At 42.2% G+C, this 17,522-nt stretch carries 14 protein-coding genes; 10 read left to right on the top strand and 4 right to left on the bottom strand.

The annotated features are described in order from the left end of the window. Positions 1-41: 41 nt before the first annotated feature. From AOG27_RS11040 to AOG27_RS11030, 3 genes are all read right to left on the bottom strand, one after another. Positions 42-1,112: a FecR family protein gene (locus tag AOG27_RS11040; protein WP_054553067.1), complete on the bottom strand. Its 1,071-nt coding sequence runs from the start codon at positions 1,110-1,112 to the stop codon at positions 42-44. After that, positions 1,109-1,669 carry an RNA polymerase sigma factor gene (locus tag AOG27_RS11035; protein ID WP_054553066.1) on the bottom strand — a complete coding sequence of 187 codons (561 nt, stop codon included), beginning with the start codon at positions 1,667-1,669 and terminating at the stop codon, positions 1,109-1,111. Before AOG27_RS11035 ends, AOG27_RS11040 begins: the two co-directional genes overlap by 4 nt. 85 nt (positions 1,670-1,754) lie before the next feature. Then, entirely contained in the window at positions 1,755-2,630 is an 876-nt protein-coding gene (locus tag AOG27_RS11030; RefSeq protein ID WP_054553094.1) for a LysR family transcriptional regulator, read from the bottom strand. A gap of 106 nt (positions 2,631-2,736) precedes the next feature. Between AOG27_RS11030 and AOG27_RS11025 the strand changes: the two genes are divergently transcribed. The 10 genes from AOG27_RS11025 to AOG27_RS10980 all read left to right on the top strand — a co-directional run bounded on the left by AOG27_RS11025 (position 2,737) and on the right by AOG27_RS10980 (position 16,073). Next, positions 2,737-3,390 carry a peroxiredoxin-like family protein gene (locus AOG27_RS11025; protein WP_054553065.1) on the top strand — a complete coding sequence of 218 codons (654 nt, stop codon included), beginning with the start codon at positions 2,737-2,739 and terminating at the stop codon, positions 3,388-3,390. 55 nt (positions 3,391-3,445) lie between these two features. Next, positions 3,446-4,138 (top strand): haloacid dehalogenase type II, encoded by a 693-nt coding sequence (locus AOG27_RS11020; protein WP_054553093.1) that lies wholly within the window; start codon positions 3,446-3,448, stop codon positions 4,136-4,138. Positions 4,139-4,340: 202 nt separating this feature from the next. Further along, a complete protein-coding gene (locus AOG27_RS11015; RefSeq protein ID WP_054553064.1) occupies positions 4,341-5,546 on the top strand; it encodes an efflux RND transporter periplasmic adaptor subunit in 1,206 nt (401 codons plus the stop codon). A 14-nt stretch (positions 5,547-5,560) separates the two neighbouring features. Beyond that, complete coding sequence (locus tag AOG27_RS11010; protein WP_054553063.1) at positions 5,561-8,734, top strand: efflux RND transporter permease subunit; 3,174 nt, start codon at positions 5,561-5,563, stop codon at positions 8,732-8,734. Between the two features lie 105 nt (positions 8,735-8,839). Continuing rightward, positions 8,840-9,433, top strand: coding sequence for a PilZ domain-containing protein (locus AOG27_RS11005; protein ID WP_054553092.1), 594 nt, complete (start codon positions 8,840-8,842; stop codon positions 9,431-9,433). An 84-nt stretch (positions 9,434-9,517) separates the two neighbouring features. Then, the gene (locus tag AOG27_RS11000; protein WP_054553062.1) at positions 9,518-10,576 is read left to right on the top strand and encodes an agmatine deiminase family protein; all 1,059 of its coding nucleotides are present in this window, start codon (positions 9,518-9,520) and stop codon (positions 10,574-10,576) included. Further along, on the top strand, positions 10,569-11,462 hold the full coding sequence (locus AOG27_RS10995) for a carbon-nitrogen hydrolase (RefSeq protein WP_054553061.1): 894 nt from the start codon (positions 10,569-10,571) through the stop codon (positions 11,460-11,462). Before AOG27_RS11000 ends, AOG27_RS10995 begins: the two co-directional genes overlap by 8 nt. Positions 11,463-11,491: 29 nt before the next feature. Continuing rightward, entirely contained in the window at positions 11,492-14,965 is a 3,474-nt protein-coding gene (gene mfd / locus AOG27_RS10990) for a transcription-repair coupling factor (RefSeq protein ID WP_054553060.1), read from the top strand. After that, positions 14,965-15,798, top strand: coding sequence for a peptidoglycan binding protein CsiV (locus AOG27_RS10985; protein WP_054553059.1), 834 nt, complete (start codon positions 14,965-14,967; stop codon positions 15,796-15,798). The genes mfd and AOG27_RS10985 overlap by 1 nt, the downstream gene beginning before the upstream one ends. A gap of 11 nt (positions 15,799-15,809) precedes the next feature. Beyond that, positions 15,810-16,073: a hypothetical protein gene (locus AOG27_RS10980; protein WP_054553091.1), complete on the top strand. Its 264-nt coding sequence runs from the start codon at positions 15,810-15,812 to the stop codon at positions 16,071-16,073. A gap of 70 nt (positions 16,074-16,143) precedes the next feature. Here AOG27_RS10980 and AOG27_RS10975 read toward each other — a convergent pair whose 3' ends face one another. Beyond that, positions 16,144-17,520, bottom strand: a complete 1,377-nt coding sequence (locus tag AOG27_RS10975) for a hypothetical protein (protein WP_054553058.1) — start codon at positions 17,518-17,520, stop codon at positions 16,144-16,146. Positions 17,521-17,522 lie beyond the last annotated feature (2 nt).

The following is a 17,522-nucleotide window of genomic DNA, read 5'->3' as shown; positions in this document are numbered from 1 at the left end:
ACAATTAACATCATTAGATTGGCGTATTCTCATAGACAGAACTAACCTTTTGCAGCGATAGTTAAGCTAACACGATGTTCACCTAAACGTTGATGTTCTACACCTAAGTTGACCTGTAAAGAATCAAGCAAACCTTTAATGTCACCAGTTTTAAACACGCCAGCCACTTTTAAAGAGGCAAGTTCTGGATCATTTAATTCAAAACGTGTGGCGGTATAACGACTCACCTCTTGCAGAGCTTCGTCTAAAGACTCGCCATTAAAAATCAGCATTTCTTGTTGCCATGCCAAATCACGTTGTACGTCATCAACCGATAACTGCTTAATTGGCTCAGTTTTACTTTGTTTTATCAGTGCTTTCTCACCAGATACAACAACGTTAGCGCGAAGTGCTTTAATATCTGCACTGTTATCTGAGGCATCTTTTAAACGATTAAAATCACTGGCATCAACCTGAGTACTCGGATCAGCAATCATCACCTTGCCCTCAGTCACCACAAGCTCTAAGTCTGAAGCAGTATTTCGCTGAACATTAAACACCGTACCAAGTGCAGTAAATGATTTATCACCAGCAATAACCGTAAACGGGCGGCTCGGATCTTTGGCAACATTAAAGCGCCCTTCACCGCGACTCAAAATTAATTGACGACGATCGCCTGTGTAAGCAACTTCAAGTTTAGTATTGGTATTGAGCTGCACAATAGTGCTGTCTGGTAACACAAATTCAGCTTGCTCACCCACTTTAGTGCGGTAAATTTTGCTAAATTTGGCGTAATCATTTTCTTCACTTTGCCAATAGCTTGAATAGATAAGCATGATACAACCAAGCAACATCACCACTAAAAAGCTAGCAGCGGTTGACAAACCAAATACAGCAGGTTGTTTTTGCGGTGCTTTATAAGGAAACAAACTACTTAACTCATTAAGCACACTCATTTCATCCCACAAGGTCGCAAGTTCAAACAGTGCCTCTTGATGAGCCATACTTTGATGAGCCCAGATATGTAATTGGCTTACTTCATCTTTAGATAAGCCACGATCAATGGCACTAACCCAATGACTCGCTTGCTCTTGAATCATGTCTTTTGATGAAAATGGATGAACATTACTCATTTGTTCACCTCTTTAGCAGTGAACTCTGTGGTAGGGATAAATGTATGAGGTTGTACATCGTGTGATTTCATTGCTCGGTGAACATGCAATAAGCCTTTAGCAATATGTTTTTCAACAGTACTCTCGCTGAGATCCATTTTAGCTGCAATTTCCTTTTGGCTTAAGCCATAGACTTTTTTTAAGATAAAACATTTTTTAACCTGAGGGCTTAATTCGTTAGTTACTCGGCAAAAAAACAAAAAACGCTCTTTAGAAGTCACTTCATCTTCAAGTGCCATTGAACGCATATGATGCTCAACCTGTTGTTGTTCATCTAACGATTCTTTGTATTTATTGTCCCATTTAGCAATATGATTAAGCGCCAAATGCTTAGCCGTTTTCAGCATGTAACTGTGAGTATATTCGATATTTTGCTTAAGATCAGCTTCATAACTTTTTATAAACGTCTCTTGCACAATATCTTCTACATCATCAGGGCTGACGATACGTGATACAAAGCGCCTAAGCTTGCTCGATATCTCGGTAAAAGCGGTGATAACCCCAGTTTGATCTGTCATCCTTAACTCACCTTTATTATATTTTTATTGCTTTAGGGTACGAGATTTCAGTTTAATTACAAGCCATTTGTTAAGTTTTTGTACCTTAAGTAAACAAAGATTTCATAAAGTCATAAAAAACCTCTGTTTTGCGCGTCACTAGGCTGTTTTGTGGTTTTAAAAACCACACTGGCGCGTCAGCATCAACAAGGCTATTAGGGAGTACTTCAATTAACCGCCCTTCGGCTAAATCTTCTTTAATTGCAATATAAGATTTAATCGCTATGCCATGGCCTGCAATCGCAGCCTGTGTCATGTTATCTGAATTAGATACAGTAAAACGCGTTCTCACATTATAATTAACTATTTGCCCGCCTTCGCTAAATTTAAGCTGTCGCTGCCATGGCAAACACACCCAGTAATGGTCTTTAAGATCAGCCACCGACTTAGGTTGCCCATATTTTTCAATATAGCTCGGTGCTGCGCACAAAATACGAGAGTTACTAACAAGCTTACGAGAAAGCAGGTTTGAATCTGCTAACTGACCAACTCGAATAGCCACATCTTGGGCATCATCCACAATATTCACAAATTGGTCTGTGATCATAAAATCGAGTTTTAAGTCGGGAAATTGCTGTTCAAAGTGGCCAAGCTCAGGCATCACAAATTTTGAAAATACCCAAGGCGGCATAGTGACTCGTAAAAGCCCTGTCACTGCTGAGCCCCGTGCGCCAATTTGATGCTCTGCATCATACAAGGCCTCTAAAATGGCACCAGCACGTTGATAAAACAGCTCTCCTGCTGGTGATAAGCGTATTCGCCGACTATCACGAAACAACAATACAGTACTTAATGCTTTTTCTAACTTACTTAAGCGATGACTTACCGTAGCTGGTGAGAGGCCCTGAGCTTTAGCGGCGGCAACTACACCTTGGTTTTCAACTATGGCAATAAAGGTTTCTAAATCACATAAACTGTACATGGCTTTCATTCAATATTTTCGAATTTAGGTTTCAGTTTTGTATTGTATATATAAATATTTAAAACTCTATACTTGCTACTAATTGTAAAAAATGATTGGAGCATGTATGTCTTTAAAAACCCAAATCGACGCCTTTGAAGTGCAAAAGAAAGCCAATGTCCCAGCTGATATCTTAAATTTGATGGATGTAACGACTGAAAAACTAATTGCTGAACAATTAAGTGAACATGCTTTAAAAGTCGGTGATAAGTTTCCAGCATTTGAATTACCCGACAGCAAGGGCAAACAAATCAGCTCGACTGAACTGCTAACTAAAGGCCCGCTTGTGCTGAGTTTTTACCGTGGTGGTTGGTGCCCGTATTGTAATTTAGAGCTTCGCGCGCTTAACAATATACAACAAGCATTTGCTGATCAAAATGCACAGTTAGTTGCTGTTTCGCCACAGTTACCTGATGAATCACTGTCTACCCAACAGCAAAACGAGCTAGCTTATACGGTGCTTTCTGATGTGTCTAACTCTTTGGCTAAAAAGTGTGGTTTGGTATTCACTTTGGATGAACGCTTGATCCCAGTTTACGATCAACTTGGTTTAGATATTCCAAAAGCCAATGGTGACGAAAGCTACGAATTACCACTACCAGCAACTTACGTTATTGATAGCCAAGGAGTGATTCAATTTGCATTTGCTCATGAAGATTACACTCTAAGAGCAGAGCCTTTAGATGTTCTTAACGCAGTTAAGGCACTAAATCATGTTTAAAAAAGTATTTTTTAGTCTAGTTTTATTGGTAACCCTAACTTACTCGGGAGGCACAATGGCAGAGTCTCAACACCAAGCAAAACCAAAAGTAATTGTGTTTGATGTCAACGAAACCTTGCTTGATCTTGAACAAATGCAAAGCTCAGTCGCTAAAGCGCTTGATGGTAATACCCAGCTATTACCACTTTGGTTTTCGACCATGCTGCATCATTCCTTAGTGAGTACGGTGTCGAATGATTATCATGACTTTGGTGAAATCGGCGTTGCAGCACTGATGATGGTGGCAAGTAATAATCAAATTTCGTTAACCAACGAGCAAGCTAAACAAGCGATTGTGCCACCGCTTTTATCTTTACCTGCGCATAGCGATGTTAAACCAGCTTTAGCGAAATTAAAGCAAAACTACAAACTGGTCAGCTTTACAAATTCGTCAAATAACGGTGTAAAAGCACAGTTCCAACATGCTGGTTTAACAGATTACTTTACTCACCGTTACAGTGTTGAAGATATTAAAGTGTATAAACCCGATCTGCGCGCTTACAAGTGGTTGCTTGAACAATTAAATGTAGCGCCTCACGAAGCTTTAATGGTTGCTGCTCACGGCTGGGATGTAGCAGGCGCTAAAGAAGCGGGTATGCAAACAGCGTTTATCGCAAGGCCCGGTAAAGCGCTTTACCCACTGGCAAAGCAACCAGATTACATTGTTAAAAACCTTGAAGAGTTAGCCTCTTTACTAACGAAAAAGTAAAAAACGATTTAAACCCTTAAATTAACGCAAAGCGAAAATGCTTTGCGTTTTTTTGTGCCTAATAAAAAAGTAAACTACAGGGTGTACCTTTCTCTTTTTTGGGTATAAACTAAACGCTAATTGAAAATGCATAGTGACGTCTTTCATCCTGATAGACTACTTTTTATGTATACCTACTTAACAATTGGACTGTGGAGTAAACATGCGTCTGCCTTTCGCACCTGCCAAATTATCATTATCTGCGTTGTTATTAGTTTCTGCTCCTTTGCTACTGCAAGGTTGTTCTGAAGCGCCACAGCAACAACAGGGTCAAATGCACCCCGCTGCTGTCGCGACTATGACAATGGAAACTCACGATGCACCCTTTACTATTGAGCTGCCAGCTACGCTGTCTGGTTCTAAAGAAGTTGAAGTTCGTGCCCGTGTCACCGGTATTCTTGAATCACGCAACTTTGAAGAAGGTCAGCGTGTAGAGCAAGGCCAATCACTGTTTACAATTGACCTTGAACCTTATCAACTTGCGGTTGATCGTGCGCAAGCAGCACTTGATGGTGCAAAAGCAGCGCTTGTTCAAGCTGATCGTGACGTTAAACGATTAGCTAAACTACGTGCCGAAAAATCTGTTTCACAACGTGATTACGATAACGCAAGCTCAGCCAATGATATTGCTAAGACAGATTTAGCCGCTGCAAAAGTTGCCTTAAAAGAAGCACAACTAAACCTTGAATATGCGCAAGTTAAAGCTCCTGTCGCAGGTGTAATGGGTCGTGAGTTTGTTTCTGAAGGCACTTATGTTTCTGGCCCAGATTTATTATTGACGCAAATGACTCAGTTTGATCCGATTCGAATTCGTTTTGGCTTATCTGAGCGTGAACAACTGCAAATGCGTCAAGATGTTAAAAATGGCTCACTGACATTACCTGAGCAAGGCCATTGGAAAACACAAATTAAACTGCAAGATGGCTCGTTATACGGACAAACCGGTGAAGTTAACTTCTCTGATGTGCGTATTAATCCAAACACAGGTACCAGTGAGTTTCAGGCAATTATTCCTAACCCTGATTTTCAACTTCGCCCGGGCCAATTCGTTCGCGTTGAGTTAAGTGGTGCAGTACGCAAAAACGCTTTCATTGTTCCGCAACGTGCAGTGCTTGATAACGGCACCGGTAAGTTTGTTTATGTAGTAAGTAAAAACGAGCAAGGTATGGATGTCGCTTTACCTGCCCCTGTTACTGTAGGTGAATGGATCAAAAAACCAGAAAACGAGCAATACCAAAACTTTTGGTTAATTCGCAGTGGGTTAAAAGAAGGTGACCAAGTTATTGTTGATGGCATGGCACGTATTTTCTTCCCGGGTATGCCAGTCAATGTTGGCCAACCTGCCGCTAACCAAAGCCACGCAAAATAAGCACAGGGAGTCTTATGTTTTCTCGTTACTTTATAGACAGACCCATTTTTGCGTTTGTTATCTCTATTGTTATTGTACTTGCGGGCCTTGCTGCGATGCGCAGCTTACCTGTGGCGCAATATCCTGAAATAGCCCCACCGGTTGTACAAGTAACCGCAGCCTACCCAGGTGCATCTGCCGATGTGCTTGAGCAAACGGTTGCGACACCGATTGAAAATGCCATTACCGGTGTTGAAGGCATGATGTATATGTCATCAACGTCAACCAGTGCAGGTTCAACGACCATCGAAGTTACTTTTGAAATTGGTACTGATGTTGACCAAGCAGCCGTTAACGTAAACAACCGTGTTAAGCAGGTTGAAGCGCGTTTACCTGAAGAAACACGCCGCCAAGGTGTGGTGGTTCAAAAAGGTTCTTCTAGCTTTTTACAAGTTCATGCCTTTTACTCACCAGATGGAACACGTTCAAGTTTATGGACATCAAACTATGTCACTATGAACGTGCTAGACCGTGTTAAACGTATTCCAGGCACTACCAGTGTACAAATTTTTGGTGCCAAAGATTACGCAATGCGTATTTGGCTGCGCCCTGATGTAATGAGCCAGTTAGGTGTTACTGTTGAAGAAATTGCAGGGGCAATTCGCGTACAAAATTCACAATATGCGGCAGGTAAAATTGGTGCAACACCAACTACACAATCTCCACAAGAGCTGGTTTACAGTGTAACTGCACAAGGGCGTTTGTCTGAGCCTGAGCAGTTTGAAAATATCATTATTCGTTCAAACACTGACGGCAGTAGCTTACGCTTAAAAGACGTTGCCCGCGTTGAGCTTGGCTCTAAAGATTATAACTTCAAAGGGACGATTAACGGTAAAGAAGCGGTACTGTTAGGTATCTTCTTGCAACCGGGTGCTAACGCTCTTGATGTAGCTGAAGAAGTAAACAGTGTTATTGAAGAAATGAAAAGCCAGTTCCCGACCGGACTTGCACATTTAACCTCGTACGACACAACCCGCTTTGTTGAAGTATCGATTCGTGAAGTTGTAAAAACACTGCTTGAAGCCATGGTATTAGTATTCTTAGTGGTGTACTTATTTTTACAAAACTGGCGCGCCACGCTTATTCCAACTCTTGCAGTGCCAGTATCACTACTGGGCACATTTGCCGGTATGTATATGCTGGGTTACTCAATTAACTCACTCACCTTATTCGGTATGGTGCTGTCGATTGGTATTGTTGTTGATGATGCCATCGTGGTACTTGAAAACGTTGAGCGTATCATGCACGAAGAAGGGCTCGGTGCTAGAGAAGCCGCTGTTAAAGCGATGGGCGAAGTAAGCGGCCCGGTGGTGGCAATTGTTTTAGTACTTTGCTCAGTGTTTGTGCCAATTGCGTTTTTAGGTGGCTTAACCGGTGAACTATTCCGCCAATTCGCTATTACTATTTCGATTGCTGTAAGTTTATCGGGTGTCGTTGCTTTAACGATGACGCCAGCGCTTTGTGTACTTATTTTAAAACAAGAACACAAGCAAACTGCCCGCTTCTTCTTATGGTTTAACGACATGTTTACCAAGATCACCGGCCGTTACGTTGGTGCTGTTGGATTTATGGTGCGCCGTGGCCTGTTAGGGCTTATCTTAATGACAGGTATGATTGCCGCAACGATTGGCCTTTGGCAAAACACCCCTGGTTCGCTTGTGCCAGATGAAGACCAAGGTTATTACATCTCTGCAATCTTCTTACCTGACGGTTCGTCACTTGAACGCACTGAGCAAGTCACGCAGCAAGTTGTTGAGGCCGTGCAATCAAACCCAGCGAACGAAAACGTGGTGGCGTTTACCGGTTTTGACTTTATTGGCGGTGGTTACAAAAACAGCGCTGCAACTTTATTCGTGACACAAAAACATTGGGATGAGCGTGAAGTTGATACCAAGGCACTGGTGCAAGAGCTCTTCATGAAAACAGCAGGTATTAAAGAGGCGCTCGTTCTTGCCTTTAATCCTCCGGCTATTTTTGGTTTAGGTAACACAGGTGGTTTTGAGTTTTACATTCAAAACAAAGGTGATAGCGACCCAGACAAACTTCAACATGCAATGCAGTTGATGACAGCTGAAGCGCAAAAGAGCCCTATCATCAGTGGTCTGCAAACACTTTGGCGCCCTGATGCACCACAGCTACGTGTTGATGTTGACCGTGAACAAGCCCGTGCCATGGGTGTCGAAATTGATGATGCATTTACTGCTCTTGCAGGTAACTTAGGGACTTATTACGTTAACGACTTCAATAAATTTGGTCGCGCATGGCAAGTACTAATGTCTGCAGACGCTGAATTTAGAATGAAGCCTGATGACATTGGCCGTATCTATGTTAAAAACAACCAAGGTACTATGGTGCCGCTTTCAGCCTTTACCACTATCGAGTATAGCCGTGGCCCAGAAAACCTAAATCGTTATAACAACTTACCTGCTGTTAAACTGATGGGTAATGCAGCGCCGGGTTACAGTTCGGGTCAAGCTATTGCTGAAGTTGAGCGTATTGCACAAGCCGTTTTACCACCTAATATGACCTACGAGTGGACAGGCTCTGCATTCCAAGAGAAACGCAGTTCAGGCACCACAGGAATTGCCTTAGGCCTTGCTGTGATCATGGTATTTTTGATTCTAGCAGCGCTATATGAGCGTTGGTCACTACCACTGTCTGTGATGCTTGCCCTGCCATTTGGTACCTTTGGTGCGCTTATAGCAGTTTGGGTTGTTGGCATGACAAACGATGTGTACTTCCAAATTGGTCTGGTAACACTACTTGGTCTTGCCAGTAAGAACGCGATTCTTATTGTTGAATACGCCTTGATGAAACATCAACAAGGCTGGAGCGCAAGTACGGCTGCTCTTGAGGCTGCACGTTTACGTTTTCGACCAATCATTATGACTTCGCTTGCTTTCATTTTGGGCGTTGTGCCTTTAGTACTAAGCTCTGGCGCAGGTGCAGGTGCCCGTCACAGTGTTGGTACCGGTGTCATGGGCGGTATGATGGCAGCGACATTCCTGGCTGTATTCTTTGTGCCGCTGTTCTTTTATTGGTTAACGGCGCGTAAGTTAACTGAAAAACGTTCAAGACAAGAGCTCGCTGATGAGATAGCAGAACATCATCAACAAGAACATGTTAAAACCCAAGAGGGTAACCTGTAAAAAATGAAGGGCAAACAATGAGTTTGCCCTTTTTTTTGATTATTTGATTACTAGCAATTTACTGCTTCGAACGCTAGTATTAAGGAAAGATGTGTGGAGTACAGCATGAATAATCAAAAATTAGCCGAATTTGAACAATATTTTCAAATCAACGAGAGCAACCGTGTCAATTTATATGCGGTTGAACCAAGTGCTGTGCCAAAAACCAATGCTGAACTTGAAGCGGATATCCCTGCCCTGTTTAAACTTGCCAACGAAGTAAACGAACTTGAGCAAACAAGCTTACGACCACTTCGTAATCTAGGTGATGTTGCACAAGAACTGGCGGCCTTTTTACAGGCGCAATCTCGTAAAATTGATTTAATCATGAGTCACATCTTAGCCTCAGAGCAACCTGACGATAACGCAAACTATTGCGATAGTTATGGCGGTGGCGGTGTAAAACTTACCTCCGCTGATGTGTATGAATTAGGGCAAACATTTCGCACTAAGTTATTCTTACAACACGAAGCATCAGCTATTTATTGCTATACCGAATTAGTGGCCATTGAAAAATGCGATGATGATAAATACCAATACACATTATTGTTTACTGCCATTCGCGATGCTGACCAAGATTTAGTCGTAAGAGCAGCCCTGCACGCACAAACACGCCAACTTAAAAAACGTCAGCAAGAAAACAATCAGCAAGACAAATAAAAATCACGCTGGATCGCGCACAAAAAGCTGACATCTATGGCTAAAATGCTAAACTAGCCCCACCTTAGTTTGTTTAATACCTTCATGAAATTTAGACTTTTACCTGAATGGGCTGAGCAAGATGCTGTTATGCTTACTTGGCCTCATCAAGACACAGATTGGGCAGCAAATTTAACCGCTGTTGAGCCTGTGTATGTAGCACTTTGCCAAGCAATAAGCCAACAACAAGATGTTGTGATTGTAGCTCATGATAATGCTCTCAAAGCACATATTGCAGCTTTACTTGCAAATGCAGAGGTTGATGCTAATCGCATTCACTTTGTGGTGACACCCTGTAACGATACCTGGGCACGTGACCATGGCCCATTGACCTGTGCGAATATTGATGACGCAACAGAATTGAAAGTAATGGATTTTATTTTTAATGGGTGGGGCAATAAGTTTGCAAGTGATCTTGATAATCAAATTAATCAAGTACTTGTAAAGCAAGTCGCTAATTCTAAAAATGGCTATCAGCAAAGTGAGCTGGTTCTTGAAGGCGGTGGCGTCGAAATCAATGAACACGGCGTGTTACTCACAACTAGCGAGTGCTTATTAAACCCAAATCGTAATCCTGAACTCACAAAAGCAGATATAGAACAAACGCTGGTTGAGCAACTAGGCGCTACGTCGTTTCTTTGGGTTGATCACGGTTACCTTGCGGGTGATGATACCGACAGCCATATTGATACGCTGGTACGTTTTGCTCCAAACAACACCCTTGTTTATGTTAAGTGCGACGATAAAAATGATGAGCATTTTGCAGCCCTTGATGCAATGGAAAAGCAACTGCAATCATTTAAAACAGCCGAGGGTGAAAACTACACGCTGATTGCCTTACCTTGGCCAAAAGCAGTGTTCGATGAAGATGGTGACAGATTACCTGCCACATACGCTAATTATTTAATTATCAATAAAACCGTTTTAGTACCAATTTATGGTGATGAAAACGATCAACTGGCGCTTGGTCAGGTTGCCAAAGCATACCCAGATCACACTGTAGTGGGTATTAATTGTGTGCCAATTATTCACCAATTTGGCAGCTTACACTGTATTACAATGCAATTACCGCGCGGCTTTTTAGCAGGAACAAACAATGACTAAACCAACGCATTTAAAGGTTGCTCTTGTCCAGCAATCAAACACCGATAATGCTCAAGACAATATGGCAAAATCAATTGCTGGTATTCGTGATGCAGCAAGCCAAGGCGCTAAGCTTATTGTTCTTCAAGAGCTACACCGTAGCTTGTATTTTTGCCAAACCGAAGATGTAGACGTTTTTGATTTAGCAGAAACAATCCCGGGCCCAAGCACAGACACCTTAGGTGCACTTGCTAAAGAACTTAATGTGGTGATCGTGTCATCATTATTCGAAAAGCGCGCTACAGGACTTTATCACAATACTGCTGTGGTACTTGAAACTGACGGCAGCATTGCCGGTAAATACCGTAAAATGCATATTCCTGATGACCCAGGCTTTTACGAGAAGTTTTATTTTACACCAGGTGATTTAGGTTTTGAGCCTATTCAAACCTCTGTCGGTAAACTTGGTGTATTAGTGTGTTGGGATCAATGGTTCCCTGAGGCTGCACGCTTAATGGCAATGGCCGGTGCTGAAATTTTAATTTACCCAACAGCCATTGGTTGGGACCCGCGTGATGAAAAAGACGAGCAAACACGTCAAAAAGACGCTTGGGTTATTTCCCAACGCGCTCATGCAGTTGCCAACGGCGTGCCGGTGATCAGCTGTAACCGTGTTGGCCACGAAAGTGATCCAAGCGGTCAAAGTGAAGGTATTCAGTTCTGGGGGAACTCGTTTATCGCGGGCCCTCAAGGTGAAATCTTAGCCGAAGCGAACAACAGCGATGAGCAATTATTAGTTGTTGAATTAGACCAAGCACGTAGTGAAAACATACGTCGAATTTGGCCTTACCTTCGTGATCGTCGTATAGATCACTATCAGGACTTAACCAAGATTTATCGAGACTAAGCAGTAAAAACAGTTTAAAGGAGTAGTAAATGGCGTTTGCGCAATGGGCAGCATTGCCTTGGGTAAAATCTGAAAAAGATAAAATTCAATGGGGACAACTTACCGGTAGCGGGCTTAGCATCGCTATCGCAGAAGGTGTAAAACAACACAACGAGCTGGTTGTGATTGTCACCCCAGATACGCCAAGCGCCCTACGCCTTGAAACTGAACTCGAATTTCTGTTGCCTGAAAACCCAGTCATGGTCTTTCCTGACTGGGAAACACTCCCATACGATCATTTTTCGCCGCATCAAGATATTATTTCTGCGCGCTTAGCCACGTTAAATACATTAAAAAAAGAACAACAAAGTGTATTAATCGTGCCAGTGTCGACCTTGATGCTGCGTACTGCCCCTGCTTCGTTTATTTATGGTTCAACCCTTAACTTTAAAGTGGGCGATACCTTAGATACGCACACACTACGTGAAAACTTAGAACAAGCGGGCTATTTACATGTACAACAAGTGATGGAGCACGGCGAATACGCGATTCGCGGCTCTATCGTTGACTTATACCCTATGGGTAGCCCGCACCCATTCCGTTTAGACTTTTTTGATGATGAACTGGACAGCATTCGCTTATTTGATGTTGAAAGCCAGCGCTCAGATGAAAAGGTCGACAAAATTGAGTTACTGCCAGCTCACGAATTCCCAACTAACGACGCTGACATTGAGCGTTTTCGTATCAACTATCGTGAACAATTTGGCGCAAGCTCTGAGCAAGACTCAATTTATATGCAGGTGACTAAAGGAACCTGGCCTGCGGGTATCGAATATTACATGCCACTGTTTTTTGATGAATTGGCAACTATCTTCGATTACCTACCAAGTAATACAACCTTTATGCATTTTGGCGATATTGAGCATGCTGCTGATCAGTTTTGGCATGATGTGAATGTACGCTATGAAAACCGCCGTGTTGATCCGCTCAGACCTTTACTTGAACCTGTAAAACTGTATCAAAACGTTAATGAACTATTTGGTGAGTTTGGTAAATACGCGCGTATTCGCTTATCACAAGCCAAGCTAGGTACCAAAGCGGGTCATACAAACCTGGCTAGTAAAGAGCTGCCAAATGTTCGTATTGATCATAAGTTACATGAACCGTACCAAGGTTTAATTGACTATGTTGCCAGTGAGAAAAAACAAAAAGGCCGCGTGCTGCTCTCGGTTGAATCAGATGGCCGCCGCGAATCATTACTCACTTTATTAAAGCCAAGTGGTTTAAAGCTTAAAGAATTTGAATCGTTTAGCGATTTTACCAATAGTTCGAGTGATGTTGGCCTAATCGTTTCGCCACTTGAGCAAAGTGTGGTGCTAGACGGTAAACCGCGTTTAACTATTATCACAGAGCAAGAATTACTAGGCATTAAGGTTTCGCAGCGTCGACGCCGTAAACATAAATACGAAGCCAGCCAAGATGCGCTTATTCGTAACCTTGCTGAGCTACGTGAAGGTCAACCTATTGTGCACCTCGATCACGGTGTAGGCCGCTACCAAGGCCTTGAAACCATTGATGCAGCCGGTGTGATCACTGAATTTGTTACGATCATCTACGCTAACGAGGCAAAACTATACGTGCCCGTTTCTGCGTTGCATATGCTGAGCCGCTACTCAGGTGGTGAAGAAGCCTCTGCCCCGCTCCATAAATTGGGCTCCGATGCGTGGGAAAAAGCAAAAAAACGTGCCGCTGAAAAAGTTCGTGATGTGGCTGCTGAGCTTTTAGATATTTACGCTAAACGCCAAGCAAAGCCTGGCAATAAATTTAAGCTTGATGGCAGTGCTTATCGTCAGTTTAGCGACAGCTTCCCATTTGAAGAAACTGACGATCAACGCAACGCCATTGAGTCTGTGCTCGGTGATATGCAAAGTAAGCAAGCGATGGACCGTTTAGTATGTGGTGACGTTGGCTTTGGTAAAACCGAAGTGGCAATGCGCGCAGCCTTTGTGGCAGTGAATGATAACAAGCAAGTTGCGGTACTTGTACCAACCACACTGCTTGCACAGCAGCATTATGAAAACTTTAAAGACCGCTTTGCCGATTTACCAATTGAGGTTGGCGTTTTATCGCGTTTTAACTCAACCAAAGAGCAAAAAGACACCCTAGATAAAATGGCTGAGGGTAAATTAGATATCGTGATTGGTACTCACAAGCTTATTCAACAAGATATTCAATTTAAAGATTTGGGCTTATTGATTGTTGACGAAGAGCACCGTTTTGGGGTGCGTCAAAAAGAAAAAATCAAAGCATTACGTGCCGATGTCGATATTTTAACGCTCACAGCAACCCCTATCCCACGTACATTAAACATGGCAATGAGTGGTATGCGCGACTTATCAATCATAGCCACACCGCCTGCGAAACGTTTAGCGGTTAAAACCTTTGTTAGACAAAGAGATGCTGAACTTATTCGTGAAGCAATTCTGCGTGAGATTAAACGCGGTGGTCAGGTGTATTTCTTACATAATAATGTTGAAACCATAGACCGAGTTGCTGAAGAAATTAGCGAATGGGTACCTGAAGCAAGCGTAACAACCGCACATGGTCAAATGCGAGAGCGCGAGCTTGAGCAAATTATGAGTGATTTTTATCACCAAAAATATAACGTGATTGTGTGTACCACTATTATCGAAACCGGTATCGATGTACCCACTGCCAACACCATTATTATGGATAGAGCAGATAAGCTGGGTCTGGCACAACTGCATCAGTTGCGTGGTCGTGTAGGCCGAAGCCATCACCAAGCGTATGCCTACCTACTGACTGGTAACCCTAAATCACTCAGTAAAGATGCGGTTAAACGCCTTGAAGCGATTGAATCCCTGGAAGACTTGGGTGCAGGTTTTGCGCTCGCAACCCATGACTTAGAAATTCGTGGTGCCGGTGAGCTGCTTGGTGATGATCAATCAGGTCAAATGCAAACCATTGGTTTTAGTTTGTATATGGAAATGCTTGAGCAAGCGGTTAACTCCCTCAAAGAAGGTAAAGAGCCAACCCTTGAGAACCTACTCGGTCAACAAACTGAAGTTGACTTAAAGCTGCCAGCGTTATTACCTGATGATTATATTCATGATGTAAACGTACGTTTAGGAATCTATAAACGCATTGCAAGCTGTGCTAACCTCAATGATATGGACGAGTTACAGGTAGAGCTGATTGACCGTTTTGGTCTACTGCCTGACGCCACGAAAAACTTATTCAGTTTGCAGCAATTAAAACTGCAAGCAAGTAATATTGGCATTAAGAAGATTGAAGCAAACCCGAAAGGCGGTTATTTTGAGTTTAGCCAGCATACAAAGGTTAACCCTAGCTTCATTATAGGTTTGATACAAAGTGCACCGCAGGTGTATAAAATGGATGGCGCAAATAAACTGCGCTTTGCAATTAGCGAAGCCAACGCTCGCGAACGCTTAAAAATGGTCACTGCAATGATTGCAGATTTCGAAAAAAAGGTTAGCCATTAATGTTGTTTAGAAATAGTTTACTACTGCTTTGTTGCTTATATACAAGCTCGTCATTTGCAGCACGTTGGTTCGAAATAGAAGTTCTTATTTATAAACAGCGCCCAGCCCCTTATTTACAGGAAGATTTCAGTTTAAAACACGATGAGATCAAGGCAAAGCGTAGCAAAGATTTATTATCTCCTGCATACACAGCACAAGCGAAACAAGCGTGTATTGAAGGTGATAGCCGCTTTCGCTCAAATTCGTTTACCGATTCTTTAGTGAATAGCAACCCTCACTCTAATGTATGTGACGACAGTGTTGATTTTTTAGCAAGCTATAATCAACTGCCTGTTACACCCGTTGTTGAGCCCCGTGAAGACACTGACGACATTTACTTAATGGCGCCAGAACAATTACAATTTGTTGAGCAAAAAAATCAGCTTGATAGAAAAGGCTTAACCCCTATTTTGCACACTGGCTGGCGTTTTCCTGAAATGAGTGAAAGAAACGCACCCAGTATCCGTTTATTTTCCGGTGAACACTTAGCAAAACACTCAACCCCAGTAGAGAATGAAAATAACGACTTTATAAGCCTAGTGGGCCCTACTGAGCGCTATATTCCCGACCAGCTGCAAAATGTGCCAAAGTGGGAATTTGATGGTTTAATGAAAATTTATGTTCGTCACTATCTATTTATAAACGCAGATTTTGATATTAGTCAGCGCCTAGAAAACGGTGATTACGAAAAAGCACGTTTTTCACAATTTAAACGTGTGATAAGTAACGAGATACATTATTTTGATCACCCACGTATGGGTATGATCGTGCAAATAAGACGCTACAACCATTAATGGATACAATTATGAAAAAATATATGGCAATTGCAGCAGCGGCTGCAACACTTACTTTAGCGGGTTGCTCAAAAGTAAATTTAGAGAACTACGAAAAAATTAAAATTGGCATGGATAAAACTGAGGTTGAAGCTATCTTAGGTTCAGCGGATAAGTGTGAAGAAAAGACATTACACACTAACTGTATTTGGGGTAACAAAGATAAAAATATCGAAATTACCCTAGTATCAGACAAAGTGTCGCTTTACAGCAAAACAGGTTTAGACGCTAAATAAACCGAAATGGGTGGCCAAGGCCACCCTTTCATCTTTCATCTTTCATCTTTCATCTTTCATCTTTCATCTTTCATCTTTCATCTTTCAGAATGTCAGTTTGTGAGTAAATACGCTCAATATTCACAATTTTGCTGCGATTTAACGTAATCTTGTAGCGCTGATACAAAGTTTCATCTTCGCTTTGTGTAAACACTAATACCACATTTAACTGATAACGCCTCTCTACGGCTTTCTTAGAGATTTTATTACTATCTAGATGATAGAGCTTACCTTCACCCCGCTTTAAATAGCGAGCAAACGGTGCCAAGCTAAATTGCATGGTTTGTTGCAAGGTATCGTAGCCAGGTAAAAACTCTTTCGCGTTAACTTGTGTTTCGCTTGCAAAATGCAGCCACTGAGCAGCCTGTTTATTTTGATGACGTCGCTTCGAAAAAATTCTTCTTACCGCTTTAGGCAGGCGTTTAAAACTGGTGTATTCAAGCCAAATGTATTGGCTGGCAATTTTGTCTTTAGTAATGCTATTTTTAAATTGAAAGCGCCATTTTGGTCGCCCTCTTACGATAGCTCGCCAGATCACCCGTGTTATGTCTTCTTTAAATATTTCACGAAGACCATAAATAACACCCAAGATCAAAATCAACGTCGCTGTTACTTCGGTAAAGTTTGAGCGAGCATTTAACACAACCAACATCACAAAGGCCATGATCACAGCGGTCACCGTACCCTTTACCATACGTTTTAAATAACTGTTTAAATGCCGTGTAGTGCGATTAAGTACCACCCCATGTTCAATTAAACGTTGTAACAGGCGCATTTTATTAGTGATACGGTTGGCATCTTCGAGTGTTGATTGCGAATTATATTCTTGCTCATCACGATAACTGTTTTCAGCTTTGCAGAACTCTAATAAATCACTGCGCTCTTTTGCAAAATCACTACTGCGCGGCCCTTCATCCAATAGTTTCAAAAATGACTGCTCTACATGCCAACTTAAGTAGTTATCAGCGTTTTTATAAAATGGCAGCAGCTTTTCATCATCTGGGGTATAGCGTCTTAGCTTTTTCAACAAGCCTTTGGTTTGCTCGCACAACTCAATGGCTGCAGGGTAAAACTCATCGGCTTCTTGGTGTTTTAGGGTGTCTTTGATATCTGCATTCAGCGCGAGTCGAACTTGATAACAATATAAGTTTAAGTTTTGCCGATAATCTTGCTGTTCACCTTTGTTTTTACTAACAAAGCGGCTTCTTACTAAGGGTAAGTGAATGTTGTTAGCGTTATACGCAAGGTGCGATTTAAAATTGTTGTTAAAGAATGATTCTTCGCTCAGTGTTTGTGGATTTACACTCATTTCATTCGGAATGGAGAAATACAGGTCGAGTCGTTGCTCTGTGCGTGGTTTAAGCTCAGGCTCAATAATGAAGGATAAGTTTTCGTCTTGTTTAAGCAATA

The sequence above is a fragment of the Pseudoalteromonas lipolytica genome, assembly GCF_001306915.1.
In the GTDB taxonomy this organism is placed as follows: domain Bacteria; phylum Pseudomonadota; class Gammaproteobacteria; order Enterobacterales; family Alteromonadaceae; genus Pseudoalteromonas; species Pseudoalteromonas simplex.
The sequence above is the reverse complement of the archived record's forward strand: the minus strand, read 5'-3'. Positions and strand labels throughout refer to the sequence as shown.

Coding starts and splice junctions, on each gene's coding strand:
- AOG27_RS11040 (WP_054553067.1), bottom strand. CDS start 1,112: ATGAGTAATGTTCATCCATTTTCATCAAAAGACATGATTCAAGAGCAA.
- AOG27_RS11035 (WP_054553066.1), bottom strand. CDS start 1,669: ATGACAGATCAAACTGGGGTTATCACCGCTTTTACCGAGATATCGAGC.
- AOG27_RS11030 (WP_054553094.1), bottom strand. CDS start 2,630: ATGTACAGTTTATGTGATTTAGAAACCTTTATTGCCATAGTTGAAAAC.
- AOG27_RS11025 (WP_054553065.1), top strand. CDS start 2,737: ATGTCTTTAAAAACCCAAATCGACGCCTTTGAAGTGCAAAAGAAAGCC.
- AOG27_RS11020 (WP_054553093.1), top strand. CDS start 3,446: ATGGCAGAGTCTCAACACCAAGCAAAACCAAAAGTAATTGTGTTTGAT.
- AOG27_RS11015 (WP_054553064.1), top strand. CDS start 4,341: ATGCGTCTGCCTTTCGCACCTGCCAAATTATCATTATCTGCGTTGTTA.
- AOG27_RS11010 (WP_054553063.1), top strand. CDS start 5,561: ATGTTTTCTCGTTACTTTATAGACAGACCCATTTTTGCGTTTGTTATC.
- AOG27_RS11005 (WP_054553092.1), top strand. CDS start 8,840: ATGAATAATCAAAAATTAGCCGAATTTGAACAATATTTTCAAATCAAC.
- AOG27_RS11000 (WP_054553062.1), top strand. CDS start 9,518: ATGAAATTTAGACTTTTACCTGAATGGGCTGAGCAAGATGCTGTTATG.
- AOG27_RS10995 (WP_054553061.1), top strand. CDS start 10,569: ATGACTAAACCAACGCATTTAAAGGTTGCTCTTGTCCAGCAATCAAAC.
- mfd (WP_054553060.1), top strand. CDS start 11,492: ATGGCGTTTGCGCAATGGGCAGCATTGCCTTGGGTAAAATCTGAAAAA.
- AOG27_RS10985 (WP_054553059.1), top strand. CDS start 14,965: ATGTTGTTTAGAAATAGTTTACTACTGCTTTGTTGCTTATATACAAGC.
- AOG27_RS10980 (WP_054553091.1), top strand. CDS start 15,810: ATGAAAAAATATATGGCAATTGCAGCAGCGGCTGCAACACTTACTTTA.